General features: G+C 69.5%; 21 protein-coding genes. 18 read left to right on the top strand and 3 right to left on the bottom strand.

What is annotated here, in order from left to right; all coding sequences use genetic code 11:
• The first annotated feature begins 81 nt into the window (after window positions 1-81).
• The 4 genes from ACPL7H_RS03685 (at window position 82) to ACPL7H_RS03700 (ending at window position 4,965) form a co-directional block, all read left to right on the top strand.
• On the top strand, window positions 82-1,059 hold the full coding sequence (locus ACPL7H_RS03685) for an AraC family transcriptional regulator (RefSeq protein ID WP_424795745.1): 978 nt from the start codon (window positions 82-84) through the stop codon (window positions 1,057-1,059).
• Window positions 1,060-1,126: 67 nt separating this feature from the next.
• Window positions 1,127-1,648 carry a YbaK/EbsC family protein gene (locus tag ACPL7H_RS03690; protein ID WP_424795746.1) on the top strand — a complete coding sequence of 174 codons (522 nt, stop codon included), beginning with the start codon at window positions 1,127-1,129 and terminating at the stop codon, window positions 1,646-1,648.
• A 169-nt stretch (window positions 1,649-1,817) separates the two neighbouring features.
• A complete protein-coding gene (locus ACPL7H_RS03695; protein ID WP_424795747.1) occupies window positions 1,818-3,749 on the top strand; it encodes a heavy metal translocating P-type ATPase in 1,932 nt (643 codons plus the stop codon).
• Window positions 3,750-3,948: 199 nt separating this feature from the next.
• The gene (locus ACPL7H_RS03700; RefSeq protein ID WP_424795748.1) at window positions 3,949-4,965 is read left to right on the top strand and encodes a hypothetical protein; all 1,017 of its coding nucleotides are present in this window, start codon (window positions 3,949-3,951) and stop codon (window positions 4,963-4,965) included.
• A gap of 29 nt (window positions 4,966-4,994) precedes the next feature.
• On the opposite strand, the gene ACPL7H_RS03705 is transcribed toward ACPL7H_RS03700, so the two are convergent.
• Window positions 4,995-6,644, bottom strand: coding sequence for an ABC transporter permease (locus ACPL7H_RS03705; RefSeq protein ID WP_424795749.1), 1,650 nt, complete (start codon window positions 6,642-6,644; stop codon window positions 4,995-4,997).
• Window positions 6,641-7,618: an ATP-binding cassette domain-containing protein gene (locus ACPL7H_RS03710; RefSeq protein WP_424795750.1), complete on the bottom strand. Its 978-nt coding sequence runs from the start codon at window positions 7,616-7,618 to the stop codon at window positions 6,641-6,643. Before ACPL7H_RS03710 ends, ACPL7H_RS03705 begins: the two co-directional genes overlap by 4 nt.
• Window positions 7,619-7,836: 218 nt before the next feature.
• Between ACPL7H_RS03710 and ACPL7H_RS03715 the strand changes: the two genes are divergently transcribed.
• The 6 genes from ACPL7H_RS03715 to ACPL7H_RS03740 all read left to right on the top strand — a co-directional run bounded on the left by ACPL7H_RS03715 (window position 7,837) and on the right by ACPL7H_RS03740 (window position 15,835).
• Window positions 7,837-8,814: an ABC transporter ATP-binding protein gene (locus tag ACPL7H_RS03715; protein ID WP_424795751.1), complete on the top strand. Its 978-nt coding sequence runs from the start codon at window positions 7,837-7,839 to the stop codon at window positions 8,812-8,814.
• 1 nt (window position 8,815) lies between these two features.
• On the top strand, window positions 8,816-9,982 hold the full coding sequence (locus ACPL7H_RS03720; protein WP_424795752.1) for an ABC transporter permease: 1,167 nt from the start codon (window positions 8,816-8,818) through the stop codon (window positions 9,980-9,982).
• Window positions 9,983-9,987: 5 nt separating this feature from the next.
• On the top strand, window positions 9,988-11,145 hold the full coding sequence (locus tag ACPL7H_RS03725; RefSeq protein ID WP_424795753.1) for an ABC transporter permease: 1,158 nt from the start codon (window positions 9,988-9,990) through the stop codon (window positions 11,143-11,145).
• Window positions 11,146-11,224: 79 nt separating this feature from the next.
• A complete protein-coding gene (locus tag ACPL7H_RS03730) occupies window positions 11,225-13,717 on the top strand; it encodes a beta-galactosidase (protein ID WP_424795754.1) in 2,493 nt (830 codons plus the stop codon).
• Between the two features lie 129 nt (window positions 13,718-13,846).
• Window positions 13,847-14,527, top strand: a complete 681-nt coding sequence (locus tag ACPL7H_RS03735) for a histidine phosphatase family protein (protein ID WP_424795755.1) — start codon at window positions 13,847-13,849, stop codon at window positions 14,525-14,527.
• Between the two features lie 81 nt (window positions 14,528-14,608).
• Window positions 14,609-15,835: an aspartate transaminase gene (locus ACPL7H_RS03740; RefSeq protein ID WP_424795756.1), complete on the top strand. Its 1,227-nt coding sequence runs from the start codon at window positions 14,609-14,611 to the stop codon at window positions 15,833-15,835.
• A 62-nt stretch (window positions 15,836-15,897) separates the two neighbouring features.
• Here ACPL7H_RS03740 and ACPL7H_RS03745 read toward each other — a convergent pair whose 3' ends face one another.
• Window positions 15,898-16,686: a DeoR/GlpR family DNA-binding transcription regulator gene (locus ACPL7H_RS03745; RefSeq protein WP_424787049.1), complete on the bottom strand. Its 789-nt coding sequence runs from the start codon at window positions 16,684-16,686 to the stop codon at window positions 15,898-15,900.
• 106 nt (window positions 16,687-16,792) lie between these two features.
• Here ACPL7H_RS03745 and ACPL7H_RS03750 point away from each other — a divergent pair, with 106 nt between their 5' ends.
• The 8 genes from ACPL7H_RS03750 to ACPL7H_RS03785 all read left to right on the top strand — a co-directional run bounded on the left by ACPL7H_RS03750 (window position 16,793) and on the right by ACPL7H_RS03785 (window position 25,943).
• On the top strand, window positions 16,793-17,734 hold the full coding sequence (locus tag ACPL7H_RS03750; RefSeq protein WP_424795757.1) for a PfkB family carbohydrate kinase: 942 nt from the start codon (window positions 16,793-16,795) through the stop codon (window positions 17,732-17,734).
• Window positions 17,727-18,617: an aldolase gene (locus tag ACPL7H_RS03755; protein WP_424795758.1), complete on the top strand. Its 891-nt coding sequence runs from the start codon at window positions 17,727-17,729 to the stop codon at window positions 18,615-18,617. Before ACPL7H_RS03750 ends, ACPL7H_RS03755 begins: the two co-directional genes overlap by 8 nt.
• Window positions 18,614-20,008, top strand: coding sequence for a hypothetical protein (locus ACPL7H_RS03760; protein ID WP_424795759.1), 1,395 nt, complete (start codon window positions 18,614-18,616; stop codon window positions 20,006-20,008). The genes ACPL7H_RS03755 and ACPL7H_RS03760 overlap by 4 nt, the downstream gene beginning before the upstream one ends.
• A gap of 27 nt (window positions 20,009-20,035) precedes the next feature.
• Entirely contained in the window at window positions 20,036-21,364 is a 1,329-nt protein-coding gene (locus ACPL7H_RS03765) for an ABC transporter substrate-binding protein (protein WP_424795760.1), read from the top strand.
• A gap of 77 nt (window positions 21,365-21,441) precedes the next feature.
• A complete protein-coding gene (locus ACPL7H_RS03770) occupies window positions 21,442-22,410 on the top strand; it encodes a carbohydrate ABC transporter permease (protein WP_424795761.1) in 969 nt (322 codons plus the stop codon).
• Window positions 22,411-22,415: 5 nt separating this feature from the next.
• Complete coding sequence (locus tag ACPL7H_RS03775; protein WP_424787043.1) at window positions 22,416-23,231, top strand: carbohydrate ABC transporter permease; 816 nt, start codon at window positions 22,416-22,418, stop codon at window positions 23,229-23,231.
• A gap of 78 nt (window positions 23,232-23,309) precedes the next feature.
• Window positions 23,310-24,746 carry an NAD-dependent succinate-semialdehyde dehydrogenase gene (locus ACPL7H_RS03780; RefSeq protein ID WP_424795762.1) on the top strand — a complete coding sequence of 479 codons (1,437 nt, stop codon included), beginning with the start codon at window positions 23,310-23,312 and terminating at the stop codon, window positions 24,744-24,746.
• A 6-nt stretch (window positions 24,747-24,752) separates the two neighbouring features.
• Window positions 24,753-25,943 (top strand): Gfo/Idh/MocA family protein, encoded by a 1,191-nt coding sequence (locus ACPL7H_RS03785; RefSeq protein ID WP_424795763.1) that lies wholly within the window; start codon window positions 24,753-24,755, stop codon window positions 25,941-25,943.
• Window positions 25,944-25,973: the final 30 nt, after the last annotated feature.

Below are 25,973 nucleotides of genomic sequence, written 5' to 3' on the forward strand. Positions count from 1 at the left end.
AGATATAGCCGAAGTGCCGGAATCCTTGACTGTTCGTCCGGAAAGGAGGACGATCGGACTCACTCGCGCGACGATCGCACCATGGTCGATTCCCCCTCCTGGGCACCCTCTGACCCCTTGGGCGATGCGCTGCACCTGCTGCGGATGCGCGGCACCTTCTACTGCCGCAACGAGTTGCGTGAGCCGTGGGCACTGGAGGTGCCCGCGTTCGCCGACACCCTGAGCTTTCACGTGCTCACAGCCGGCTCGGCGGTGCTGCAGGTTCCGGGGGAGGAGGACATCGCGTTGCGGCCCGGTGACCTCGCGGTGGTTCCGCACGCGCGCGGGCACACCATCGCCAGCAGTCCCGGGGCAGGCCCCGCCGGCCGGGTGGACCTGCTCCCGCAGCGCTACCTCAGCGAGCACTACTCGGTGCTGACCTACGGGGGCGACGGGTCGTCGTCGCTGCTGCTGTGCGGCATCGTCGGGTTCGACGAACCCGCCGCCCGGGAACTGCTGCGCCACCTGCCTGCCGTGTTGCACATCCAGGCCGGCATCGACCCACAAGCCGCGCCGGTGCACGAGATCGTGCGGATGATGGCAACCGAACTGGCCGACCTGCGCCCCGGCGGTGAGGCGGTGACCACCCGCTTGGCCGACATCGTGGTGGTGCAGGCGATCCGCACCTGGCTCGCCCGCGACCCGGCCGCGCACCGCGGGTGGCTCAACGCGCTGCAGGACGAGCACCTGGGCCGGGCCCTGGTCGCCATCCACCGCGACCCGGGACGCGCATGGACACTCGCCGCGCTGGCACGGGAGGCCAGGATGTCGCGCTCGGTGTTCTCGGCCGAATTCACCGAACGGGTGGGGGAGCCGCCGATGGGCTACCTGACCCGGTGGCGGATGAACCTCGCGCACGCGCGACTGCGCGAGGGCACGGCCAGCGTCAGCCAGGTCGCCGCGGAATCCGGGTACGGCTCGGCCGCCGCATTCACGCGCGCCTTCACCCGAAGCACCGGCCAGACACCAGGGGCGGTGCGGCGGGGCCGGGGGGCGCCGGTGCGTGCAGGGACCGGCTAGGTAGGCCGCCCGGGGTGATGAGTGCGATGCCTCCGAATGGCTGCGGTGCGGCCGCTAGCATCGAGCGATGAACACCGAACCCGCCACCGGAACCGAACCCGGCACCGATCCACGACGCGGCGGTGAGTCCGACCCGGTCCTGCGGGTACGAGCCGCCGCCGAAGGCGCCGGCGTGCGGTTCGACCTGGTCCGCCTGGACGAGCACGTGCCCACCGCTGCGGCGGCTGCTCAGGCGCTGGGGTGCACGGTTGCCCAGATCGCGAACTCCCTCATCTTCGAGGCCGACGGCGAACCGCTGCTCGTGATCGCCAGCGGCGCCCACCGCGTTGACGCCGCCAAGGTGGCAACTGACCTGGGTTATGCCAAGGTGCGCCGGGCCGGTCCCGACTTCGTGCTGGCCCACACCGGCCAGCAGGTCGGCGGGGTCGCGCCCTTCGGCCACCCGGCGCCGGTGCGGACCGTGATCGATGAGGACCTCGCCACCCACGAGCAGTTGTGGGCGGGCGGTGGTGACGACTTCACCATGCTCTCGATCACCTTCGCGGACCTGGTGCGCTCCACCGGGGGGCAGGTGCGTCGGGTGCGCTGACGCTACCGCGCACCTTCGATACGCCCCGGCGGGCCCGGGGGCGTCGTCGTCGGCTATCAGCATGCCCGGGCCGGACTTGACCGGGGTCAAGGTCGTTTGCGCGCCGTTTCCGTACGTTCTTATCAGGCCCCAGGAAATGGGCGGGGCAGCGACTGTAAAGGACACGACGATGACCATGATTCGCAAGTGGTGGAACGGGCCGTGGATGATTCCCACGGTGTCCGGTCTGCTCATTCTGATGTCGTTCTTCACCTCCCGGGCCATGGGCCTGGACGGTGTGGGCGATCTGCTCATGGTGGCCGCTGCGGTGGTCGCCGGGGTACCGATCGCCGTCAAGGCCGTGCGGGCGCTGATGGTCAAGAACATCAGCATCGACCTGCTGGTCTCCATCGCCGCCACCGGTGCGGTGATCATCGGCGAGTACTGGGAGGCCGCCGCGGTGACCTTCCTGTTCGCCATCGGGCACGCCCTGGAGGCGCGCACGATGAACAAGACCCGCTCGGCGCTGGCCGAACTGGTCGCCGTGGCCCCGGACGTGGCCGTGGTGATGCGCGACGGGCAGCAGGTGGAGGTCCCGGCCCACGAGGTGCTCGAGGGCGAGACCGTGCTGGTCAAGAACGGTGCCAAGGTGCCCGTCGACGGTGAGGTGATCGCCGGCAACGGCGCCCTGGACGAAGCCTCCATCACCGGTGAGTCCATCCCGGCCGAGAAGGCGCACGGAGACCAGGTCTTCGCCGGCACCATCTCCCGTGGCGGTTTCCTGCAGGTGCGCGCCACCGGCATCGGTGCCGACACCACCCTGGCCCGGATCATCCACCGGGTGGAGGAGGCCCAGGACGCCAAGGCCAAGACCGCGGCTTTCATGGACCGCTTCTCCACCTACTACACCCCGGCGATCATGGTGCTGGCGCTCGCGGTGGGCCTGCTGACCGGCAACGTGGTGCTGGCGCTGACCCTGCTGGTGATCGCCTGCCCCGGTGCGCTGGTCATCTCCATCCCCGTCACGATCGTGGCCGGCATCGGCCGCGGGGCCCGCGACGGCGTCCTCATCAAGGGTGGGGAGTACCTGGAGAACTCGGCCAAGATCGACGCGGTGGCGCTGGACAAGACCGGCACCCTCACCGAAGGTCGCCCCGAACTGACCGACGTGGTGGTGCTCGACCCGAGTTCCACCCGCGACGAGGTGCTGACCTGGGCCGCTCGGGCCGAGGCCGGCTCCGAGCACCCCCTGGCCCGTCCGGTCCTGGAGGCTGCCGCTGCCGAGGGACTGTCCACCCCGGGCCTGCCCGAGCACACCGAGCCAGTGCCCGGCAAGGGCATCACCGCGACCACCCACGGCCGCAGGGTGCTCATCGGTAACGCCGCCCTGCTGACCCAGTACGGCGTGGCTGACACCGTGGGTGCCGAGGACGCTGCCGAGGACCTGGCCGCCCAGGGCCGCACGCCGATGATCGTGGCCGTGGACGACGCCGTTCTCGGTGTGGTCGCGGTGGCCGACACGGTCCGTGCCGAGGCCGCGCAGATGGTGGCCGACCTGCACGCCGCCGGTGTGAAGAAGGTGGTGATGCTCACCGGGGACGCCCCGCTGGTGGCCCAGGCCATCGGTCAGGCCACCGGGATCGATGAGGTGCGCGCCGGGTTGCTGCCGGAGCAGAAGCTCCAAGCGGTGGCCGACCTGCAGAAGCAGGGCTACACCGTGGCGATGGTGGGCGACGGCGTCAACGACGCTCCCGCCCTGGCCACCGCCGACATCGGTGTGGCGATGGGGGCGGCCGGAACCGGCGTCGCCATCGAGACCGCCGACATCGCCCTGATGGGTGACCGGCTGTCCCGGCTGCCGGAGGCGATCGGCCTGGCCAAGAGCACCGTGCGGGTGATGCGTCAGAACATTGTGGTCGCCCTGGCCACGGTGGCCGCGCTGATGGTGGGTGTCTTCACCGGCGGTGTGACGATGGCGATCGGGATGCTGGTCCACGAGGCCTCGGTGCTGGTGGTGATCGTCAACGCGATGCGGCTGCTGCGCAAGAAGCGCCGCGCCGCGGCCGGCCCGACGGCTCCAGCCGCCAAGCAGCCCGTGGTCAAGACGCCCCAGGCGGCCTGACCCACCACGACCCGGGGTCGAACCTCACGGCGACGCCCCCGAGCCAGACCCCGCCAGGCCGGGCGGATGGGACCCACCAGCCCATCCGTCCGGCTCTGGTCATGCCCGGGGCTGCCGGTCCAGAACCACCCGTGCGGGGGAACGGCCTCCCCACGACGGGGGAGGCCTGCGGACCCTCCCTGCCCTCACGCTGGGTCACATGACCACAACTACGACTGCGCGGCCCCGTCTGACCACCGACCCGGTGCGACTCGCCCGGTTCCGGAAACGCATCTGCCTCGCCACGATCCTTGCCTGCCTGCCCTACATCCTGCTCAAGATCGCCTGGGTCTCGGGCTGGGGGATCGGGGCGAACAGCTCCGACTTCGCCGGAACCACGATCGCGGCCAACACCGCCACAGGCTTGCTGGACATGGTGGCCATCGCCATCGCGATCCTGCTGGTCCATCCGGTGGGCCGGCGCATCCCCGCGTTCTTGATCGCCTTCCCGCTGTGGATCGCAGCCGGCCTGCTCGCGCCGGTCGCCGGGGGCTTCGTCCTCGGCTCGGCCGTCCAACTGCTCTCAGGAGGAGGTAGCCCGTTGGTCGATGACGTCCTGCAACCTTGGGTGTTCGCCGTGGTCTACGGCGGCTTCGTCCTGCAAGCGGTCCTGCTCGGCACGGGCCTGGTGTTCTACGCGCGTGAGCGCTGGCAGATGCTGCTCTCCGGTGGCCGCGCCCACGACGGCGCCGGTCACACCCGTCCGCTACAGAACCTGCTGGGCTGGATCTTCATCCCGGCCGGGCTGGGCTATGCCATCTTGAACTGGGGGTGGGCCGTCACCGGTGGTGGCAGGTTCCCCGACCCGTCCACCGGGCAGCGCGTGATGCTCACCCTGTTGGGTGCATTCGCGATCGGTGCGTGCCTGGCCCTGGCTGAACTGAGCCGTGGAGACCGACTACGCCGCCGATGGCTGGCTCTGGGTTTCGTCGGCACCGCTGTGGTCTTCACGGATGCGCTCACCGGCCTCGTCAACGCGCTGCTGATCGCCCCGGACGACTGGGGTCACGCCGGATTCACACCGGATGAGGCGCTCGCCCTCCTGTTCATCGCGTTGAGCGCACTCGGTGGTGCGATCGGTGGGGCCCTGCGGTTCGTCGAGGAGTGCCGGACGGCGCCCGAGGCCCGCGCCGATACCAAGCGTGAGCGGGCAGATACCCCCACACCGGTTGCGTAACCGACCGGGCGCCGGGGGCCGGGGAGGGGTCAGGCTTCCTGGACGTCGCGGCGTCGGATGCCCACCAGCGACGCACCCGACAACGCCACCGCCACCAGGCTGAGCCAGCCCAGCGGCCGGCCGTCGAAGTCGAACGCGGGCTGTTCGGGCACGTGCTCGAACGGGGAGCCGTTCATCAGCCACTGCGGCAGGTCAAAGATGCCACCGAAGTAGGCCACGACCGCCGCGAGGCCGACCAGCGCCCAGGACCACGCCGCGGCGCGCGGTGCCCACCCCAGCAGCAGCGCAGCAAGACCGACGATGACGCCGACCGCCGGCAGGTAGGAGACCGCGGCGATGGTGCTGGTGCCCACCCAGGAGTAGTCGTCCATCGAATACCCCGCACCGAGGCCGATGCTGAACCCCATCACCGCCAGCAGCCACGCCCCGCCGAGCACAGCCAGCATCAGGTTCGCCCCGAGCCAGCGCCACCGGGGCAGCGGCGTGGTCAGCAACGGCCCGACCCGGCCGGCAGTCTCCTCGCCACGCAGCCGCAACACGATTTGCAGCGGCGGGACCGCGCACAGGATCGCGACCACCAGGATCACCGTGGCGGCGAACAGTTCCTCCCCCGAGGCGTCGATGTCCGGCATGAACTCGGCCATGATCGGCAGGTCCTCAAGGTAGGTCGAGGCCTCCGACAGCACCGGGCCGTACAGCAGTCCGAAGATGCCCAGGCCCACGGTCCAGCCGATCAGCGTGCCACGGTTGGACCGCCACGCCAGCCCGAACGGGCCTCTCAGCCCGGCCCCGGCGCGTGCCGGTCCGGGACGGGTCCCGAGCACGCCTGCGCCCACGTCCCGGCGGCGGCTCAGCGCCACCGCCACGACGAGAAGGACGACGGCGGCTCCCACCGGGAGTAGCAGCGGCGCCCAGTCATCGGCGTAGTAGGGCTCGGTGGCCTGGGCCCAGCCCAGTGGGGAGAACCAGGAGAGCGTCTCGTTGCTGACATCCCCCAGGGCGCGGAGCACGTAGGCGCCGGCCAGTAGCATCCCCGCGGCCGAGGAGGCGGTGCGGGCGTCCTCGCTCAGTTGCGCGGTCACGGCGGCGATTCCGGCGAAGACCAGGCCCACCGAACCGACCGCGGCGCCGAACACGAACGAGCCCTCCCAGGTCACCGTGTCGATCCCCAGCGATCCCAGGCCGAGGGCGAGCACCAGGGCCAGCACCAGGTTTGCCCCGATCACCACGGTCATCGCCGCGGCGGCGGGAGCGAAGCGGCCCACCGGGCCCGAGCGCACCAACTCGGCCCGCTCGGACTCCTCCTCGGCGCGGGTGTGGCGCACTAGGGTGAAGATCGACATCAGCGCCGCGATCGCGGAGATCAGCACCAGCAGGTTGTGGCCGGTGATGATGCCGTAGGTGTAGTCGCCGTCGCCGTACACGGCCCCGATCAGGGCGGTGGTGCCGGGGTTGTCGATGGTCAGCAATGCGCCGGCGCGGGCCTCGGCGTCGGGGTAGGAGGCCGGGAAACTCGCGGCGGTGCCCACCGTGGCCAGCAGGATGCCGATGATCCACATCGGCAGGCGCACCCGGTCGCGGCGGAGCGCGAATCGCATCAGGGTGCCCAGGCCGGTCAGCTCTCCGGTGCGCGCCGGCGGGGCGGGCCGGGCCGGGCGGGTGGCGGTTGCGGCGCTCATCGGTCCGCAGCCTTGAGGTCGCCGGTGGTGCCGGTGCCCGCGCCGGTGCGTGCGGTTGCGGCGTCGTCTGCGGCCCCCTCGACGCCGGCCTCCGCGCTGCCGTAGTGGCGCATGAACAACTGCTCCAGAGTCGGGGGGTGCGCCTGCAGGGACCGGATCCCGGCGGCGTGCAGGTGTCCGATCACCTCATCGAGGTGCTCGGTGTCGACGTCCATACGCAACGCGCCCTCGTCGTCGTCGGCCAGGTCGTGCACGCCCGCCACCCCGCTGAGGTCCACCGGGCCTGCGGTGACCACATCAACGGTGGTGCGCATCAGGTGACGCATCTGCGCCAGGGATCCGGACTCCACGATCCGCCCGGAGCGGATGATGGAGATGTGCTCGCAGAGCTTCTCCACCTGGGCCAGGGTGTGGCTGGACAGCAGCACGGTCCGGCCCCTGGCGTTCTCCTCGGCGATGACCTCGGCAAAGACGGCCTCCATCAGCGGGTCCAGACCGGAGGTGGGCTCATCCAGCACCAGCAGTTCCACGTCGGCGGCCAGGGCGGCCACGATCGCGACCTTCTGCCGGTTGCCCTTGGAGTAGGTGCGGCCCTTCTTGGTGGGGTCCAGGTCGAAACGTTCGATCAGGTCATCGCGGCGGTGCCGGTCGGCCGTGCCGCGCAGGCGGGCGAACAGGTCGATCGCCTCTCCGCCGGTCAGGTTCGGCCACAGCGAGACATCGCCGGGCACGTAGGCCAACCGGTGATGCAGGGTCACCGCGTCGGACCAGGCGTCCTCGCCCAGCACCGTGGCGGTGCCGGAATCGGGGCGCAGCAGGCCCAGCAGGACCCGGATGGTGGTGGATTTGCCGGCGCCGTTGGGGCCGAGGAAGCCGTGCACCTGCCCGGGTTGGACGGTCAGGTCCACCCCGTCCAGGGCCCGGGTCGGGCCGAACGTCTTGACCAGGTTGCGGATCTCGATGGCTGGGTTCATCGGGGGTCTCCCGGGATCGATGGACGAGGGCGGCGGTGCGCTCGGTCACCGCGATGCGACGAGAGCGCGCACGCGGGTTGATCGCACGGTCAGTAGCCTAAACGGGCGTTCAGCGCACTGTCCAGGGTAATCCCGTTCACACGGGGACGCGCCCGTGGCAGGCTGGGCATTGGCCGTCCCAGCTGAAGCGCAGGACGTTGCCAGGACGAGGAGCCGTCATGACTCAGACCACCGCCGTGCGTAGCGCCGCGTCCATCGCAGGCCCGGTGTTGCAGGCCGAGGGCCTGGTGCGCCGGTTCGGCGACCTCACCGCCGTGGACGGGGTGAGTTTCCACATCGACCCCGGGGAGACCTACGGGCTGCTCGGGCCCAACGGGGCCGGGAAGACCACTACGATCTCGATGGCCGCCGGGCTGATTCGCGCCGACGCCGGGCAGGTGCGCATCGCCGGGGAGGTGATGGGCCCGAACCGGGTGGCGCCCAAGGCCCACCTGGGCCTGGTGCCCCAGGACCTGGCCATCTACCCCGAACTCAACGCCCGGGAGAACCTGTCCTTCTTCGGCCGTCTGCAGGGCATGAGCGGCAAGGACCTGCGTGGACGGATCGATGAGGTGTTGGACCTGATCGGGCTGGCCGACCGCGCCAAGGAGGCCACCAAGAAGTTCTCCGGCGGGATGAAACGCCGCCTGAACATCGGCATCGGTCTGCTGCACCGGCCCTCGTTGTTGATCCTGGACGAACCGACGGTGGGGGTGGACCCGCAGTCGCGCAACGCGATCCTGGAATCGGTGGAGGCGCTGTCCACCGAGGGCATGGCGGTGCTCTACACCACCCACTACATGGAGGAGGCCGAGCGGCTGTGCGACCGGATCGCCATCATCGACGCCGGGAAGGTCCAGGCCGAGGGCACCCGAAGCGAACTGATCCGTCTCATCGGCGAACTCGACGAGATCCGGTTGGTCGGCACCGGCGCGGTGGCCGCCGCGGCTGAGCAGTTGCTCGCATTACCGGCCGTGGAGCAGGTGGTGGCCGACGGTCGCGACCTGGTCCTGCACGTGCGCGATGCCCCCACCGCGGTTGCTGCTGTGGTCACCGCCGCCGGTCGGGCCGGGATGGAACTGGACGATGTGGGCATCTCCCGGCCGAACCTGGAATCGGTGTTCCTGCACCTGACCGGCAAGGCGCTGCGGGACTGACATGAGCCAACTGCTCACTCTGGCGGCGGCGGATCTGCGCCAGCGCGTCCGGGACAAGTCGGTGCTCATCTTCGGCCTCGTGGTGCCGATCGCGTTGATGTTCGTGATGAACCTGGTCTTCTCCGGCGCCGAGGACATCGAGTTCGAGCAGACGACCGTGGCGATCACGGCGGCCGACGACGACGACCTGGCCCGGGCGGTGATCGCCACCCTGGGGCAGGTGGACGCCTTCGAGATCAACGTCGATGAGGTCAGCGCCGATCAGGTAGGCCCGCTGGTGCGCGACGGCAGCGCCGACCTGGGCATCGTCATCGACGGTGGCGACGCAGCCTCGGTGGCCGAGGACGCGCAGGCGAGTGTGGAGGTGATCGAGGGGGAGGCCGCCGGACTGCAGACCAGCATCGTCATCTCGGTGACCCAGGCGGTGGCCGACCGGTTCACCTCGGTCACGACGGCCACCCGGGCCGGCGCCGAACTGGGCCTGTCGGATGAGGAGTTGGCGATGGTGGCCCAGTCGGTGGCGCAGGCGCCCGAAGCGGTAACCACCATCGAAGGACGCACCGCCAGTGAACAACTCGACGGGGGCGGCACCATGGTGGCCGGGCAGGCTGGTCTGTTCCTGCTGTTCACGGTGGGCTTCGGGGTGCTGTCGCTGATCAACGAGCGCGAGCAGGGCACCCTGGTGCGGTTGCGGTCGATGCCGATGCGGCCCGGAGTGATCGTGGCGGGCAAAGCGATCTCAGCCTACGTGCTGGGCGTCGGGGCCACGGGGGTGCTCCTCGCGGTGGGCGGGTGGATGTTCGATGTCTCCTTCGGCTCGGTTCCGCTGGTGGCCTTGTTGGTACTGACAGTGGTGGCCGCGGCGACGTCACTGATGTTCGTCGTCGCCCGCCTGGCCCGCACCGCAGAGCAAGCCGGCGTCACCCAGGCGATCCTCGCCGTCGTGCTGGGCATGTTCGGTGGCGCCTTCTTCCAACTCACCTCAGGCGGTATCGCCGGGACCTTGCTGGAACTGAACCCGATCGGGGCGTTCACGCGCGGGCTGGGGATCGTCGCCGGTGGCGGGCAGTTCTCTGATCTTGGCGTGCCGTTGGCCACCATGGTGGGCTTCGCCGTGATCGCCGCGGTTGCCTCGGGACTACTGCCGGACCGGGGGGCGGAACTGTGAGGGCCGTGCTGGCCATCGCCGGAACCGAGCTGCGCCGCTTCGTGCGGGACCGGTCGAACATCTTCTTCATGCTGATCTTCCCGATGCTGCTGGTGTTCGTGCTCGGCCTGCAGTTCGGAGGCGGGGCCGACCAGGGCCGGGTGGTCATCACCGGCGCCGGCGGGGAGTTGCGCCAGGGGCTCGCCGAGGAGCTGGAGCGCACCGGCACCGAGGTCGACGGTGTCGCCGGCGCCGAGGAGATGCGCACCGAGGTGGCCCGCGAGCGAGCCGAGGTGGGCCTGTACATCGATGCGGAGGCGGAGAGCGACTACGCCTCGGGACAGCCCGGTCAGATCGAGATGATCGCTGCCTCCGGTGCCGGTGCCCCGATGGTGCAGCAACGGGTGCTCACCGCGCTGGGCACCCTGACCGGGCCGCGCGCGGAGGTGGCGGCCCTGACGCAGGCGGGCGTACCGCCGCAGGAGGCCGACGCGGCCCTGGTGGGGGCCCGGGAGGCGGTGGCGCCGGTGAGCCTGACCGTGACCGATGCCGGCGGCCAGACCAACGTCTTCGCCGGGCTGGGCCGGTTCGACCTGGAGGCGGGCAGCATGCTGCTGTTGTTCGTGTTCCTGTCCACCCTGTCCAGTGCCGTCACGCTCATCCAGTCCAGGCGCCTGGGAGTGCAGGCCCGGGTGGTGGTCTCCCCGGTCTCGGCCGGTGCGGCGATCGGTGGGCAGGTGCTGGGCCGGTGGGTGATCGCGTTCGTCCAGGGCGGCTACATCATGGTGGCGAGCATGGTGCTGTTCGACGTGGACTTCGGCAACCTCGCCGCGGCACTGGTGCTGGTGGCCGTGTTCGGGGCGGTGGCCACCGGGACGGCGATGCTGTTGGGGGCGCTGATCGACCACGAGGGCGCCGCCACCGGGGTCTCGGTCGGGTTGGGCCTGGTGCTGGCCGCGCTGGGCGGGTTGATGTTCCCCCTGGACCTGTTCCCGGACACCCTGCGCACCGTGGCCCACGCCACCCCGCACGCCTGGGGGTATGAAGCCTTCGCCGAACTCCAGCGCCATGGGGGCGGGGTGGCCGACATCGCCCCGCAGCTCGGGGTGCTGGCCGCGATGGCGGCGGTGCTGATCGCCCTCGGCGCGGTGGCGCTGCGCCGGGCCGTGTCCCGGGCGATGTAGGCGCGCCACGCGTTGCCGACCCGGGACCGTTCCGGGCCTGACGGAGCCCGCGCTCGCGCCCGTGGCACAATCGCGAAGGATGCCCACCGACACCCCCGTCCCCGCCCGAACCGCCCGCCACCTGCGCGTGACCGCTCCCCGGCCACCCCGCCGCGGCCACCCGCCGATGGGCAGCTCCCCGGAGGCGCCGGACCGCATCGAGGTCACCGGCCGCTGGCTGGAGCGCGGCGGCCGTCCCTGGTTCCCCGTGACGGGGGAGGTGCACTATGCCCGCCTGCCCCGCGAGCGCTGGTCCCAGACCCTCGGGCACGCCCGGGCCGGGGGCCTGACCTCGGTGGCCTGCTACGTGCTGTGGCAGGCGCACGAACCCGATCCGGGCCGGTTCCGCTGGGACGGTAACCGGGACCTGCGCGCCTTCATCGACCTGGCCCGCCGGCACGGCCTCGAGGTGATCGTGCGGATGGGGCCCTGGGCCCACGGCGAGGCCCGGTACGGCGGGTTCCCGGACTGGCTCGTCGCGCAGAACCTGCCCACCCGCACCAACGACCCCACCTACCTCGAACTGGCGCGCCGGCTCTACGCCCAGGCCATTACCCAGCTCACCGGCCTCACCCACGCCGAGGGCGGACCCGTGGTGGGTGTGCAGATCGAGAACGAACTCTACGACCAGCCCGAGCACCTGGCCACGCTGCGCAGGATCGCCGAAGACCTCGGTCTGCAGGTGCCGATCTGGACCGCGACCGGCTGGGGCGGAGCCGAGGTTCCCGGCACGCTGCTGCCGGTCTACAGCGCCTACGCCGACGGATTCTGGGCCGAGACCACCACGGAGTGGCCCCCCTTCGCCCAGCACCACTTCCGCTACGGGGAGGTGCGCGATGACCTCACCGTCGGTGCCGACCTGCGCGAGGCCCTCGACGGGATCACCGGTGCTGCGGCGGCACCGCGGACCGACGCGGCGGACCTCCCGTTCGCCACCTGTGAACTCGGTGGCGGCATGCACGTGGCCTACCACCGCCGTCCCCTGGTCAGCGCCCAGGACGTCACCGCCCTGGCACTGGCCAAGATCGGCAGCGGTTCCATCTGGCAGGGCTACTACATGTACGCCGGGGGCACCCAGCGGGCGGGTGCTGCCGGCCCGGAGCAGGAGTCGCACGCGACCGGCTACCCCAATGACGTGCCGACCCGGAGTTATGACTTCAACGCCCCGATCGGTGAGCACGGTCAGATCAGGGCCCACCACCACACCCTGCGGCGCCAGCACCTGTGGCTGGCCACCGACGGGACGGCGCTGGCCACCATGACCACCAGCATCGGTGGCGGCAGCGAGGACCCGGAGGAGTTGCGCTGGGCGGTGCGTTCGGACGGCCGGCGCGGCTACCTGTTCTGCAGCACCTACCAGCCGCCGAAGCAGCCCATCGCCGCCCAGCCCGGCTTCCGGGTGAGCATCGAGTTCGACGACGACGTCGTCAACGTTCCCGCCGAGCCGGTCGACCTGCCGCCCGGCATCTCGGTGGCGTGGCCGGTGCGCTACCCCCTCACCGATCACCTCCGGTTGCGCAGCGCGACGGCGGAACTGCTCACCCGGATCAGCGACGACGCCGGTGAGGTGGTGGTCCTCAGTGCGACCGAGGGCGTGCCGGTCGAACTCGTCCTGGAACGGACCGGTGGCAGGGAGCAGGGAGCCGACGACGGCGACATCCCCGTGGGCGGCGCCGGGTCAGCGCGGCGGGAGGGTGCCGCGACCGTGGTCACGCTCGATGCCCCACCGGGTCCCGAGACGGTGGTGGACCTTCCCGGCATCCGGGTGGTGGTGCTGGATGAGCAGGCCGCGAACCGGCTGTACCGTCTGGATGTGGGCGGCCGGGACCGGCTCGTGCTCGCCGACGTGCCGGTGTACGCCCTGGACGGGCAGTTGGTGGCCGACACCGAGGTGGACTCGGCGTCGATCTCGGTGCTGCCCGCCCCGGCGGCGCTGCAGGTCGCACCGGGCACGTGGGGGTCCGGCCCCACGGTACCCACCGGCGCCGCGACGCAGCCCGGCGTAACGGCACCGCCCGCTCTCCTGGCGCGCGACTCCGAGGCCGCGCACGGCTCGCTCTGGGCCACGTGGCGGCTGTCGACCCCCGCTGCGGGCACCCATCGGATCGCCTCGGACCTGAGTCCGACCGCGCCCAGCCCGCCCGCGCCCCGGACCGGTGGGCCGATGAACCGGCTCAGCGCCCCGACCGACTTCTCCGGGGCCGCCGCCGTGCCCGTGCGGATCCCCGGCGACCTCCTGGAGGACGTCGACCGGGCGCTGCTGCGCGTGAACTGGACCGGTGACGTGGGCCGCGCGGTGATCGATGGCCAGGTGGTCAGCGACAACTTCTGGCACGGCAGGGTGTGGGACATCGACCTGACCGAGCACCGCGAGGTGGTGACGCGCCAGGGCCTGGAGTTGGAACTCCTGCCCTGGCGCGCCGAGACCGGCGTGTGGGTGGATCCGGCGGTCCGCGATGTTGCCGACGGTATCTCGGTGACCTCGGTCGATCTGGTCCGCGTCGCCCGCGTCGCGCTGTCCCTCCATGATTGATCGGCTCGAGGGCGAGGGCGACGGCGAGAGCGAGTATCGGGTGCCTCCCTACCCGGGGCCGACCTGTGTGCACCGGATGCTCACCGGTGGGCCACGACTCGGTCAACCTTTTCGGGAGATGATGAAGGCATGCGATTGATCCTCATCCGCCACGGCCAGACCCCCTCCAACGTGGCCGACCTGTTGGACACCGGGGAACCGGGTGCCGACCTGACCGAACTGGGCCGCAAGCAGGCCGCCGCGGTGCCGCGCAGCCTGGTCGATGAGGACATCGACGTCGTCTACGCCTCCACCCTGGTGCGCACCCAGCAGACGGCGGAGCCGTTGCTGGCCCAGCGCGACGCGGAATTCCGGGTGCACGAGGGGCTGCGGGAGATCAGTGCCGGTGAGTTCGAGATGCGTGGGGACCACGAGGCGATCCGGGCCTACCTGGGCACCATCTTCGGCTGGGCCGATGACCCGACCCTGACCGTGCCCGGCGGAGAGAGCGGGGAGGAGGTCTGGGACCGCTATGACCAGGTGTTCGCCGAAGCCGCGGCCGATGGGGTGCGGACCGCGGTGATGTTCACCCACGGGGCGATCATGCGCTCCTGGTCCGCGGCCCGGGTGGCCAACATCAGCGGCGAGTACGCCACGCACAACCCGATCAGCAACACCGGCGCGATCGTGCTGGAGGGCAGCGTGGACCAGGGCTGGTGGGCCCACTACTGGGAGAACCTGGCCCTGGGCGGGGACCGCGTCAGTGCCCCTGCCGGCGACGGCCCGGCCGGCCGGGAGGCGCCCGGGAATACCGTTGAGTGGCATGCCTGAGCCTTCTGGCTCCGCGCCGGGGTGCACCGGCTACTCTGTTCGCGCAGCAAGCGTTCCAGACCAACACCCAGGAGTTTCCCGATGACGGGCACCCACATTGCCGCACCGTTCACACCGGCTGACCGGGTGCGGCGGATCAAGGAGTCCCCGAGCACCGCCGCTGCTGCGCGAGTACGGGAACTGAAGGCTGCCGGGAACCGGATCTTCGACTTCACCGTCGGCCAGCCGGACTTCGACACACCCCAGCACATCAAGGACGCCGCCACTCGCGCAATGCACGCGGGCGACACCAGGTACACCTCGGTCAATGGCACGGTCGAACTGCGGGCTGCGATTCGGGAGCGGATGGAGCGCACCTCAGGCATCTCCTACCCCGATGGCTCCATCACCGTGGGCGGAGGGGCCAAGCAGGTCATCTACCTGGCGTTCAGCGCAACGCTCGATGCCGGTGACGAGGTCATCATCCCGACCCCCTACTGGGTCTCCTACCCGGACATGGTCGGCGCCAACGACGGTACTCCCGTCGTCGTGCAGACCAAGGCGCAGGACCGGTACAAGATCACGCCGGCACAACTACGGGAGGCGATCACCCCGCGCACCCGTTGGTTGATCCTGAACAGTCCCAGCAACCCGACAGGCGTGGCCTACACGCAAGCCGAACTGCACGCCCTGGCCGCAGTCCTGCAGGAGGCGCCCCACGTCTGGGTGCTGAGCGATGAGATCTACGATGACATCACCTTCACCGACCAGCCCCTGCTCGGGCTGGCCGCGGCCGCACCCTCGATCCGGTCCCGGGTCCTGACCGTCAACGGCGTGTCGAAAAGCTACGCGATGACGGGGTGGCGCCTGGGGTACGCCGTTGGCGTCCCTGCCCTCATCGGGGCGATCAACCTGCTGCAATCCCAGACGTCGACGTGCCCGTCCTCAATTTCCCAGGCCGGCGCCGTGGCAGCATTGACCGGGGATCAGTCCTTCGTCGCCGAGACCGTCCGCGCCTACCGGCAGCGCCGCGACCGCGCCCTGGAACTCATCGCCGACGTCGACGGATTGAACCCGATCGAGCCGGACGGAGCGTTCTATCTGTTCGTGGACTGCGAGGGCCTGCTCGGGCGGCGCACACCGCAGGGTGCGGAACTGACCAATGATCAAGAGGTGACCCTGTACCTGCTGGAGGAGGCAGGCGTGGCGGTGATCCAGGGTTCAGCCTTCGGTGCTGAGCCATTCTTCCGGATGTCCTATGCCACCGACCTGGACACCATCGAGGACGGTATCGCGGCGATCGCTGCGGCGGTGGCACGGCTGCAATGAGCGGGGGGACGCGCCCGCAGTAGGCGCCGGTGGTCGGTGGCGCGACCGATGACGCCGAGTGGTCAGGTTGCGGTGAGAACCTGCACCCGTGCCTCGGCGAACGCTTGCGACAGAGGCGGCTGCAACGGTCGATCGGTCACGAGCACGTCCACCTGGTCCAGCTCGCCCAGGAGCACCGGCGCGGCGGCATCGAACTTGGAATGGTCGGCCAGCAGCACTACCCGGCCGGCCGCCTGCATCAGTGCCTGTTTGGTGGGGCGCTCCTGGTCGGTGGCAACGTACATCCCCGACCTGCGCAGCGCCGCGACGCCGATGAACAGCACATCGGCGTGCAGGTTCGCCAGGGCTGCCACCGTCTGCCCGCCGACAAATGCCTGACTGTCCACCAGGAGTTCACCGCCGAGTCCGATCACCCGAAGGTGCGGGAAGTTGAGCATGTGCTGCAGCACCGGCACCGAGTGGCTGATCACGCACCCGGAGAACGTGGGGGGTAGGGCCGCGGCGAGTTCGAACGCGGTCGTCCCGGCATCGAAGGCGATCGTGGCGCCGGGCTTGATCAGCCCCAGGGCTGCCTGTGCCATTCGCTGCTTGGCTGCCCGCTGATGAGCTCCCCGGCTGGTGAAGTCTGGGGTGCGCAGGGTCGCGTGCAGCAGGCTGGCGCCACCGTGCACCACCCGCAGTTCCCCTGCTGCGGCCAGTTTGCGAAGGTCTCGTCGCACGGTCATGTCGGAGACTCCGAGCAGGTCGACCAGGTCGGTCACCTTCTGGAAGCCGTGCACGCTGAGGAGTTCCATGATGCGGGCGCGACGCTCGGCCCCGGGCAGGCTCCTGGCCGTGGTCGGTTCGGTCATGTGGCATCACTCCTTGACAGACATCATGCCGGTTCGCAAAGATGGACGTGTTGATTATTCAACACTTACGTGTTGAGTTTGCCTCATTCAATGGTGAGGAGTGGGCATGGATGCTGGGAACATCGCAGACATCGTCTGTGTCGGGGTGCTCACCTACGACGCCATCGCGGTGGTCGAGCAGTTCCCTGCACCCGATTCGCGGCAGGTCGCCCAGGATGTGGTCTTCGCCGGCGGAGGTCCGGCGGCGACGGCGGCGGTCGCCGCCCGGCGGCTGGGCTCGAGCGTCGCGATGATCGGCACCGTCGGTGACGACACCGAGGGCCGGCAGATCCTGTCCGACCTGCAGGGCGAAGGTGTCGACGTCCGTGGTGTGCAGATCACCCCCGGTGTCCGCTCGGCGGCCAGTGTGGTGCTGGTGGACCCGGTCCGGCACACCCGGGCGATCGTGAACCGACCGGCCACCCGCCCGCGCATCGGCGAGGCTGCCGCGGAACTGCTGGACGGCGCCACCTGGATCCACGTCGACCAGATGGGCTGGGCGCCGGTGCGCCGCTACCTGCAGGAACTGCCGGCAGAGCAGCACCCGCGCCTGTCGGTCGATGGTGGCAACCCGATCGAGGACTTCGACCCCACCGGAGTGGACCTGTACGCCCCCACCCTGGAGGCACTGCGCCGCCAGTACCGCGGCGCACCGGCCCCGGAGTTGCTGCAACGCACCCTCGACGACGGTGCCCGCAGCGTCGTCGCCACCGACGGTGCCCGCGGATGCGTAGGGCTCGACGCCGACGGCAACCTGGTGCACGCCCCAGCCCATTCAGCCCCGCTGGTGAGCACGTTGGGCGCCGGGGACGTGTTCCACGGCGCGCTGGTCTCCGCGCTGCACCGCGGACTGCCCCGGCCCGATGCCATGGCCTATGCCAACATCGCCGCCGCACTGTCCTGCGCAGCGGTGGACGGCCGCAGCGCCATCCCCACCCACCACGACGTGCAGGCGGCACTCGCCTCCCGCACCACCACCGTGCCTGAGGAGGCCCCCGCTGATGGCTGAGCCGACGACCGCCCCACCCCACTTGAGCGACCTGCAACGACCCTCCGGTGCTTTCGCGATGCTGGCCGTTGACCAGCGCGAGGCGCTGCGGGGCATGTTCGCCGAACACACCCGGGGCCCGGTCAGCGACCAGCACGTGACCGACTTCAAGATCGCCGCCACCAGAATCCTCTCCCCGCACGCCTCGGCGGTGCTGATCGACCGGCAGTTCGGCTGGGAGCCGATCGTGCAGGCCGGAGTGGTCGATGAGCGGTGCGCCCTGATCGCGGCGGCGGATCACTTCGAGAGCGCCCATGGCGAACTGGTCGGGAACGTCACGATCGACTACCAGGTGGATCCGGTGCGGGTGCGCGACCAGGGCGCTCGGGCGATGAAACTGTTGGTGATCTACCGGCCCGATACCGAGCCCCGGGAACGGATCGCGATGGTGGAGGAGTTCATCGGCCGTTGCCACGACGCCGGTCTGCTCAGCATCATCGAACCGCTTTCCCGCGCACCGGTCTCGGGTAGCACCTGGGACTGGGACGCCGGGGTGCTCGCCGCGGCGCGCGAACTGGGTTCGCTCGGCGCGGACCTGTACAAGGGTGAGGTGCCCCTGCACGGTCAGGGCGCACCCGAGGAGATCCGCCGCCGGTGCGCCGAGATCACGGCCGCGGTCGACTCGCCCTGGGTGGTGCTGTCCAGCGGGGTCCCCGAGGACGTGTTCCCCACCGCGGTTCGGTTGGCGTGCACCGAAGGGGCCTCGGGCTTCCTCGCGGGACGGGCGGTGTGGGCCTCCAGCATCGCAACACCCGACGTCGAAGCGGACCTACGGACGGCGGCCGTCGCCCGGCTGCAGCACCTGGGCGAGATCGTCGACGACGTGGTCGGGGAGGCAGCATGAAGGTCGCCATGATCCCGACGGCGAGGCCGACGTTCGCCGTCGACGTCGCCCAGCAGCGGGCCGATCAGGCCCGGGCGCTGCTGACCGAACTCGGTGCGCAGGTGCGCGGGCCCCGGGAGTTGGTGATGACGCCCGAGGACATCGGGGCCGCCGCCGGGCATCTCCAGGGCGCGGACCTGGTGATCAACGTCTGTGCGTCCTTCTCCGACGCCAACCCGGCACTGCAGCTCTATGCCGACCAGCAGGCACCCGTGCTGCTGTGGGCCTTCCGGGAACCCGGCCCTGTCGGCGACCGGTTGTGGCTGAACTCGCTCTGCGGTGCCAACCTGTTCGGCCACGCGCTGGCCCGCTCCGGGGGGCAGGTCCGCCTCCTCTACGGTGATCCCGAGGAGGACCAGGTCCGCCGGGCCCTGCAGGCGGCACTCACCGGTGACCTCCCGCCCGCACCGGCCCTGCCGAGCGCGGCCGGTGAACGCGCCGATACCGAGGACGTGCGCACTGCTCTGGCGTCCCTGCACGGGCGCAGTATCGGCGTGATCGGCGATCCGCCACCGGGTTTCACACCCAGTGAGTACGACCCGGACTTGCTGACCCAGGTATTCGGGCTGCGGGTGCAGCAGTTGAGTATCGACGAGGCCTTCGCCCGGGTTGAGGCGGTCGGGTCGGAAGCGCAGCACGAGGAGTTCCGTGCGGCCGTCGCAGCCCAGCCCAGCCTGGATGACCTGGACCCGACCGAGGTGAGCAAGCACGCCGCCATCACGGTGGCGCTGCGGGAGTGGTCCGGCACACACGACCTCGCTTCGGTCGCGGTGCGCTGTTGGCCGGAGTTCCCCACCCGGGTCGGGGTGTGCCCGTGCTCATCACTGTCCCGCCTGGCCGGCGAAGGCGTACCCACCCAGTGTGAACGGGATGTCTACGGCGCGGCCACCATGTTGACGTTGCAGGCCCTCGGGGCGGGGATGAGTTACTTGGTGGACACCGTGGACCTGGACACCGGACGCAACGTGGTGCGGTTCTGGCATTGCGGCTCGGCGGCCACCACTTTGGCTGCCGACCCTGCCAACGCCGTCCAGTCGGTGCACTGCAACCGCAAGATCGGCGTGGCCGGCAACTTCCCCCTGCGCACCGGGCCGGTGATCATGGCCCGGTTCACCGAAGACCTCGCCGGCGAGGGCTTGCGCCTACTGATCGGCAGCGGGCAGTCACTGCCCGGGCCGAACCGGTTCCAGGGCAACACCGCCGATGTCCGCCTGGACACCGATGCCAGTGAATTCGTGCACGGGCTCGTCACCGGCGGTTTCCCCCACCACACGGTCCTTGCCTGGACCGACGTCCGGCCGCAACTACGTGCTGCTGCCGATCTCCTCAATATCCCCGTCATCGAATGGTGAGAAACCAACAGTTCGAAGGAGAACGACATGAACACCAACCAGAACCGGCCCCTCTCCCGTGCGGCACTGTCCCGACGCCGCGCCCTGCAACTCTTCGGCGCCACCGGCTCCGCGGCATTCCTGGCCGCCTGTGCCGGGCCCGGCTCCGGTGGCGGGGATGGTGGCACCTCGGAGGAGAACGGCGGGGCCTTCGAAGGTGAGGTGGACGGCTCCATCTCCTTCGCGCACTGGCGCGCTGAGGACCAGGCGATCCTGGCCGAACTCATCGAGGAGTTCATTACCGAGCACGAGGGGGTCAGTATCTCCCAGGACATCTCGCCCTCCAACGACTACCAGTCCAACGCCCTGCAGCAGATCCGTACCGGCAACATCGGTGACCTGTTCGTGGCCTTCCGGGGCGCCCAGTTCGAGGACATGGTCGACGCAGGGCTCTACACCGACCTGAGTGGTACCGGCGTGCCGGACCTGTACAACGCCAGCCTGATCGACTCGGGCGCGCGCGACGGGGTCCAGTACGGCCTGCCCTACCAATTGGTGTTCAACCAGCCGATCACGAACCTGGACCTGCTCGAGCAGGCCGGGATCACCGAACCCCCCGGTGACTGGGAGGGGTGGCTGGCCATGTGTGAGGCGATCATGTCCCTGGACAAGGTCCCGATGGCCTGGTCGGGTGGCGAGATCGGTAACGCCGGGCACCTGTTCAACGCGATGGTGATGAACAACGCGCCCAGCGATGACATGTGCGTCAAGATCGAGTCCGGGGAGTACAAGGTCACCGACGACTGGTTCCTGCACACCCTGAGCCAGTACGAGGAATTGCGCCCGTACTTCCAGGCGAACTCCACGGGCACCGCGGTGGAACCGGTCCAGCAGATGTTCGCCCAGGGTGATGCGGCGTTGTTGATGACCGGCTCGTTCCACATGGCAGCTGTGCGCGAACTGGGGGCGGAGTTCCCGTTCGGCATGGCCGCACCTGTCACCGTGTCGGCCGAGGAGCGGAAGTACGAAGGGGTGCACAACGCCACCTTCGTGCTCGGGGTCAACTCCGCGTCGGACAACCAGGCCACGGCGCTGGAGTTCCTGCGGTTCCTGAGCGAGTCGGGGCCCGCGAGCACCTACGCGAACGGCACCTCGCAGCACCTGACGGTGTCCGACGTCGACTACGACAACGAGGACTTGGACGCCACCACGGACTGGCTGGACAAGGAGACCATGCTGGCCGCTCGCTTCCAGTTCAACGACCTGGATATCCGCAACGCCGCCGAGCAGGCCTGCATCGACGTCGTCGGCGGTACCTCGGTGGACGAGGCCGCGGAACAGGCCCAGGAAATCATCGACCAGCGCATCAACCGCTGACCCATGACCATCAGGTCCCGCCGACGGCTCTACCCGACTATCGGCGCGACCCGATCGGCGAACCTGCTGAGGAACACATGACAGGGACATCCGCGGAACCGGCTCGGCGGGCACGCCCGCCGGTTCCGCCGAACCCGGTACTGCCGCCGGCGCGCAGGAAGCGTGGTGGGCCCACCCGGGTGCATCCCGCGCTGTACGTGTTTCCCGTCCCGGCCCTGGTCGTCTACATCATCTTTTTCGCCATCCCGGCCTTGCAGGCCGTGCAGTACTCGGTGACCGATTGGGACGGGTTCAGCGCCGAGTACGAGAGCGTGGGGTTGGGCAACTTCCGCAACCTGTTCACCAACGACTCGTTGTTCATGAACGCGTTGTCGAACAACCTCAAGTTCATGTTGGTCGTGGTGGTCTTCCAGACCTTGCTGGCGCTGATGCTGGCGATCTTCCTGGTGCGCAACTCCACCGGCTCCACACTGCTGCGGGGGCTGTTCTTCTTCCCCACGATCCTGTCCTCGGTTTCGGTGGCCTACATCTGGAAGTTCATCTATGACCCGAACTACGGCCTGGGCAACTCCGTGCTGGAGGCCGTGGGGTTGGGTGAGTACACCAGCGCCTACCTGGGGAACAACGAGCAGGCGATCTATTGGGTAGCGATCACCCAGGTCTGGTTCCACGCCGGGCAGATGATGGTGATCTTCATCGCCGGGCTGCAAGGGGTGCCGGCGGAGTTGTACGAGGCCGCCGAGATCGACGGTGCCGGGAAGTGGAAGCAGTTCACCAAGATCACCTGGCCGATGATCGCCCCGGCCACGGCAATCGTGGTGGCTTACACCACCATCCAATCCTTCAAGGCCTTCGACCTGATCCTCGGACTCGGCGGACTCCCGCCGCGACGCAGCCTCGACATCTTGTCCACCCGGATCTACTCCACCTTCGCCAACACCGAGTTCGGGTACGCCGCCGCCCAGTCGTTGATCTTCATGGCCTTCATCGCCGCGATCGTCATCGCCCAGCGCCGCCTGCTGAAACTCACGCAGAAGGAGGCCTGAGGATCATGCGCTACACGATCACGCGGACCACCATCCTCACCGTCTACGCGGCGCTGATTCTCGTGCCGATCACCGTGGTCATCTTCGGCAGCTTCAAGACCACCCCGGAACTGTTCGCCTCCCCCTTCGGGCTGCCGTCGTCGGTGTCGCTGCAGAACTACGACATCGTCTTCAACCAGCAGAGTCTCGACCAGGCGTTCCTGAACAGCGTGATGGTCACGAGTGCCTCGGTGTTCCTGACCTTGCTGCTGGGCAGCCTGGCCGCCTATGCCACCGCCCGCATTCCCGGATGGAAGGGCTGGCTCATCTTCGGGTTCCTGGTGCTGGGCATGTCCATCCCACCGCAGGCGAACATGATTCCCCAGTACGCACTGTTCGACCAGTTGGGGTTACTCGACAACCGCCTCGGACTGGTGCTGATCAATATCGCCGTGGGACTACCGGTGGCGGTGTTCATCCTCGGTGGCTTCATGCGCACCCTGCCCCGGGAGGCCTATGAGGCCAGCGCCGTGGACGGCGCCGGCCCAATGCGGACCTACTGGTCGGTCGTGCTGCCGATGTCGATGCCGTCGGTAGCGGCGACTGCGATCTTCCTGTTCGTGATCCAGTGGAACGACCTGCTGTATCCGCTGCTGTTCATCAATACCGATTCGAAGAAGACCATCCCCCTGGCACTGTTGAACTTCCAGGGGGAGTTCCTCACCGACTACCCCCTGCTGTTCACCGGTGTGGTGATCGCCTCGGTGCCGATCACGTTGACCTACATCTTCCTGCAGCGCTACTTCGTGGCCGGTATCACCGCGGGGGCGGTGAAGGGATGACAGCGCCCTGCCCCACGGCTGCTGCCGGTGTGCCGGCCCGGTGGCACCGAGACGACCCCACCCGATTGAGGAGAACCGATGACCACGCCCGATGCCCCTACCGTCGCGATGCTGATCGATGGCGACTGGGTGGGATCGTCCACCACCCGCCCGGTGCACAATCCCGCCGATGGTGCGGTGATCGCTCACCTGGCCTGGGCCGGTGCCGAGCAGGCCGTGGCCGCTGCCGACGCGGCCCGGCGGGCCCTGACGCAGTGGGGCGGCCGGCCGGCCCGGGAGCGCGCCGACATCCTGATGCAGGCGGTGACAGTGCTGAGCCGGCGGCACCACGAGATCGCGGCGCTCCTGGCCCGGGAGACCGGTAAGCGCCTGCCCGAGGCCGTCGCGGAGGTGAACCTGTCGATGGAGTATCTGCGCTGGTTCGCCGAGGAAGCACGCCGCCCGGCGGGCGAGGTCCTCACCCCCGAAGCGCCCGGACGTGAGCAACTCACCCTCCGTGAACCGGCCGGGGTGGTGGTCAGCCTGTCGCCCTGGAACTTCCCCTGCTCGATCCAGGCCCGCAAACTCGCCCCGGCGCTCGCCGCCGGGTGCACCGTGGTGGCGAGGGTGTCGGAGAAGGCTCCGCTGGCAGTGACGGAAATAATCCGCTGCCTGGTCGAGGCCGGAATCCCGGCCGGGGTGATCAACCTGGTGCACGGACCGCCGCAAGCGGTGACCGACGCGTTGCTCGAGCACCCCAGCACGCGGATCGTCAGTTTCACCGGCTCCACCGCCGTCGGGCGTCAGATCATGGCCAAGGCGGCCGAGCGGGTTGTGCACCCGCTGCTGGAACTGGGCGGAAACGGGGCGTTCATCGTCTTCGACGACGCCGACGTGGACCTGGCAGTAGAAGGTGCCCTGGTGGCGAAGTTCCGCAACAACGGACAGTCCTGCGTAGCGGCGAACCGCTTCTTCGTCCAGGCCGGGGTCTACGGGGAGTTCACCCGCCGCCTCGCCGAGAAGATCCAGGACATGACTATCGGGGACCCGACGAGCGAACCGATGCCCGACCTGGGGCCGCTGATCGATGAGGATCGGCGCGCCGCCGTGGAGGCGATGGTCGAGGAGGCCCTGAGCGCGGGAGCGCACGGGGTCAACACCCCACGCGCGACCGTGCCGGAAGGTCCCTACGTCGCTCCGGCGCTCCTGGCCGAGGTGCCCGGGCATTGTGCGATCGCGAACGAGGAGGTCTTCGGTCCGGTCGCCGGCGTCTTCCGGTTCGACACCGAAGAAGAGGTGGTCGAACGGGCGAACAGCACCGAGATGGGTCTGGCGAGTTTCGTGTTCACCACCGATGCCTCCCGGTGCTGGCGGATGGCCCGGAGGCTGCAGGTCGGGATCCTCGGGATCAATGATCCGGTGCCGGCCTCGGCCTACGCCCCGATGGGCGGGGTGAAGCAGTCCGGTCTGGGCCGGGAGGGCTCGCGCCTGGGCCTGGAAGAGTTTCAGAGTGTGCGTTACCTCGCCTGGCGCTAGCGCTCCATGACCGACCGCCACAAGCAGTTCCAGTACACCGAGACCCAGCACTCCGAGAGGCAGACCGTGGAGAATTCCGGACCCGCGCAGCGAACGATCCGCTACGGCATCATCGGCGCGGGGCAGATGGCGCGTGAGCACGTGCGCAACCTCGCCCTCATCCCGGGGAGTGTGGTGACCGCACTGTCCGACCCCAACGCCGATTCGCTCGAGGCGACCCACGCCGAGGTGATGGGCCTGCCGAACGCCCCGCACGACGTCATCCGCTACCACCAGCCCGGGGATCTGCTGTCCTCGGGCCTGGTGGATGCCCTGGTCATCGCCAGCCCGAACGACACCCACGCGGCCATCCTCACGCAGATCTTCTCCCACCCCCACCCCTACCCGGTGCTCGTGGAGAAACCGGTGTGCACCACGATGGCCGATACTCACCTGCTGGAGGAGGCTGCGGCTGCGCACCCGGCGCCCATCTGGGTGGCGATGGAGTATCGCTACATGCCCCCGGTGCAGCAGGTACTGCAGCGGTTGCGCGGCGGTGATCTGGGGCGGTTGCGGATGCTGTCGATCCGTGAGCACCGGTTCCCCTTCCTGGACAAGGTCGATGACTGGAACCGGTTCTCTGAACGAACCGGGGGGACGCTCGTGGAGAAGAGTTGCCACTTCTTCGACCTGATGCGGCTGCTCACCGCCGATGAGCCGATCCGGGTCTATGCCTCTGGGGGGTCGGATGTGAATCACGCCGATGAGTCCTATGACGGGCGGCGCCCGGACATCCTCGACAACGCGTTCGTCGTCGTGGACTTCGCCGCCGGTGTGCGCGCCATGTTGGACCTGTGCATGTTCGCCGAGGGCTCAGCCTTCCAGGAGCACATCTCGTTGGTGGGGGATGTGGCCAAGGCCGAGTGCTTCGTGCCGGTCGATGCCGACCACTGGCCCGCCGATCAACTACGCGAGGCCGAGGTGGAGTTCAGCCCGCGCGCACCGCAGGGTCCGGTGCGCAGTTCGGTCCCGGTTGATCCCGCGGTGCTCGCTGCCGGTGCCCACCACGGGTCGACCTACTTCCAGCACCTGGGCTTCCGACGGGCCGTGCTGGATGGCGCACCGGTCGAGGTGACGCTGCGCGATGGCGTGCAAGCGGTCCGCATCGGGTTGGCCGCCGAGGAGTCGGTGCAGACCGGACGGGCCGTGACGCTGTGAACCGCGTGCTTGCCGGCACGACCCGAACAG

The organism is Pseudactinotalea sp. Z1732, from assembly GCF_049724975.1.
Classification (GTDB): domain Bacteria; phylum Actinomycetota; class Actinomycetes; order Actinomycetales; family Beutenbergiaceae; genus CALKWS01.

What these genes read in the sequence shown, in the direction of transcription:
- ACPL7H_RS03685 (WP_424795745.1), top strand. Translation starts at nt 82, where the DNA reads ATGGTCGATTCCCCCTCCTGGGCACCCTCTGACCCCTTGGGCGATGCG.
- ACPL7H_RS03690 (WP_424795746.1), top strand. Translation starts at nt 1,127, where the DNA reads ATGAACACCGAACCCGCCACCGGAACCGAACCCGGCACCGATCCACGA.
- ACPL7H_RS03695 (WP_424795747.1), top strand. Translation starts at nt 1,818, where the DNA reads ATGACCATGATTCGCAAGTGGTGGAACGGGCCGTGGATGATTCCCACG.
- ACPL7H_RS03700 (WP_424795748.1), top strand. Translation starts at nt 3,949, where the DNA reads ATGACCACAACTACGACTGCGCGGCCCCGTCTGACCACCGACCCGGTG.
- ACPL7H_RS03705 (WP_424795749.1), bottom strand. Translation starts at nt 6,644, where the DNA reads ATGAGCGCCGCAACCGCCACCCGCCCGGCCCGGCCCGCCCCGCCGGCG.
- ACPL7H_RS03710 (WP_424795750.1), bottom strand. Translation starts at nt 7,618, where the DNA reads ATGAACCCAGCCATCGAGATCCGCAACCTGGTCAAGACGTTCGGCCCG.
- ACPL7H_RS03715 (WP_424795751.1), top strand. Translation starts at nt 7,837, where the DNA reads ATGACTCAGACCACCGCCGTGCGTAGCGCCGCGTCCATCGCAGGCCCG.
- ACPL7H_RS03720 (WP_424795752.1), top strand. Translation starts at nt 8,816, where the DNA reads ATGAGCCAACTGCTCACTCTGGCGGCGGCGGATCTGCGCCAGCGCGTC.
- ACPL7H_RS03730 (WP_424795754.1), top strand. Translation starts at nt 11,225, where the DNA reads ATGCCCACCGACACCCCCGTCCCCGCCCGAACCGCCCGCCACCTGCGC.
- ACPL7H_RS03735 (WP_424795755.1), top strand. Translation starts at nt 13,847, where the DNA reads ATGCGATTGATCCTCATCCGCCACGGCCAGACCCCCTCCAACGTGGCC.
- ACPL7H_RS03740 (WP_424795756.1), top strand. Translation starts at nt 14,609, where the DNA reads ATGACGGGCACCCACATTGCCGCACCGTTCACACCGGCTGACCGGGTG.
- ACPL7H_RS03745 (WP_424787049.1), bottom strand. Translation starts at nt 16,686, where the DNA reads ATGACCGAACCGACCACGGCCAGGAGCCTGCCCGGGGCCGAGCGTCGC.
- ACPL7H_RS03750 (WP_424795757.1), top strand. Translation starts at nt 16,793, where the DNA reads ATGGATGCTGGGAACATCGCAGACATCGTCTGTGTCGGGGTGCTCACC.
- ACPL7H_RS03755 (WP_424795758.1), top strand. Translation starts at nt 17,727, where the DNA reads ATGGCTGAGCCGACGACCGCCCCACCCCACTTGAGCGACCTGCAACGA.
- ACPL7H_RS03760 (WP_424795759.1), top strand. Translation starts at nt 18,614, where the DNA reads ATGAAGGTCGCCATGATCCCGACGGCGAGGCCGACGTTCGCCGTCGAC.
- ACPL7H_RS03765 (WP_424795760.1), top strand. Translation starts at nt 20,036, where the DNA reads ATGAACACCAACCAGAACCGGCCCCTCTCCCGTGCGGCACTGTCCCGA.
- ACPL7H_RS03770 (WP_424795761.1), top strand. Translation starts at nt 21,442, where the DNA reads ATGACAGGGACATCCGCGGAACCGGCTCGGCGGGCACGCCCGCCGGTT.
- ACPL7H_RS03775 (WP_424787043.1), top strand. Translation starts at nt 22,416, where the DNA reads ATGCGCTACACGATCACGCGGACCACCATCCTCACCGTCTACGCGGCG.
- ACPL7H_RS03780 (WP_424795762.1), top strand. Translation starts at nt 23,310, where the DNA reads ATGACCACGCCCGATGCCCCTACCGTCGCGATGCTGATCGATGGCGAC.
- ACPL7H_RS03785 (WP_424795763.1), top strand. Translation starts at nt 24,753, where the DNA reads ATGACCGACCGCCACAAGCAGTTCCAGTACACCGAGACCCAGCACTCC.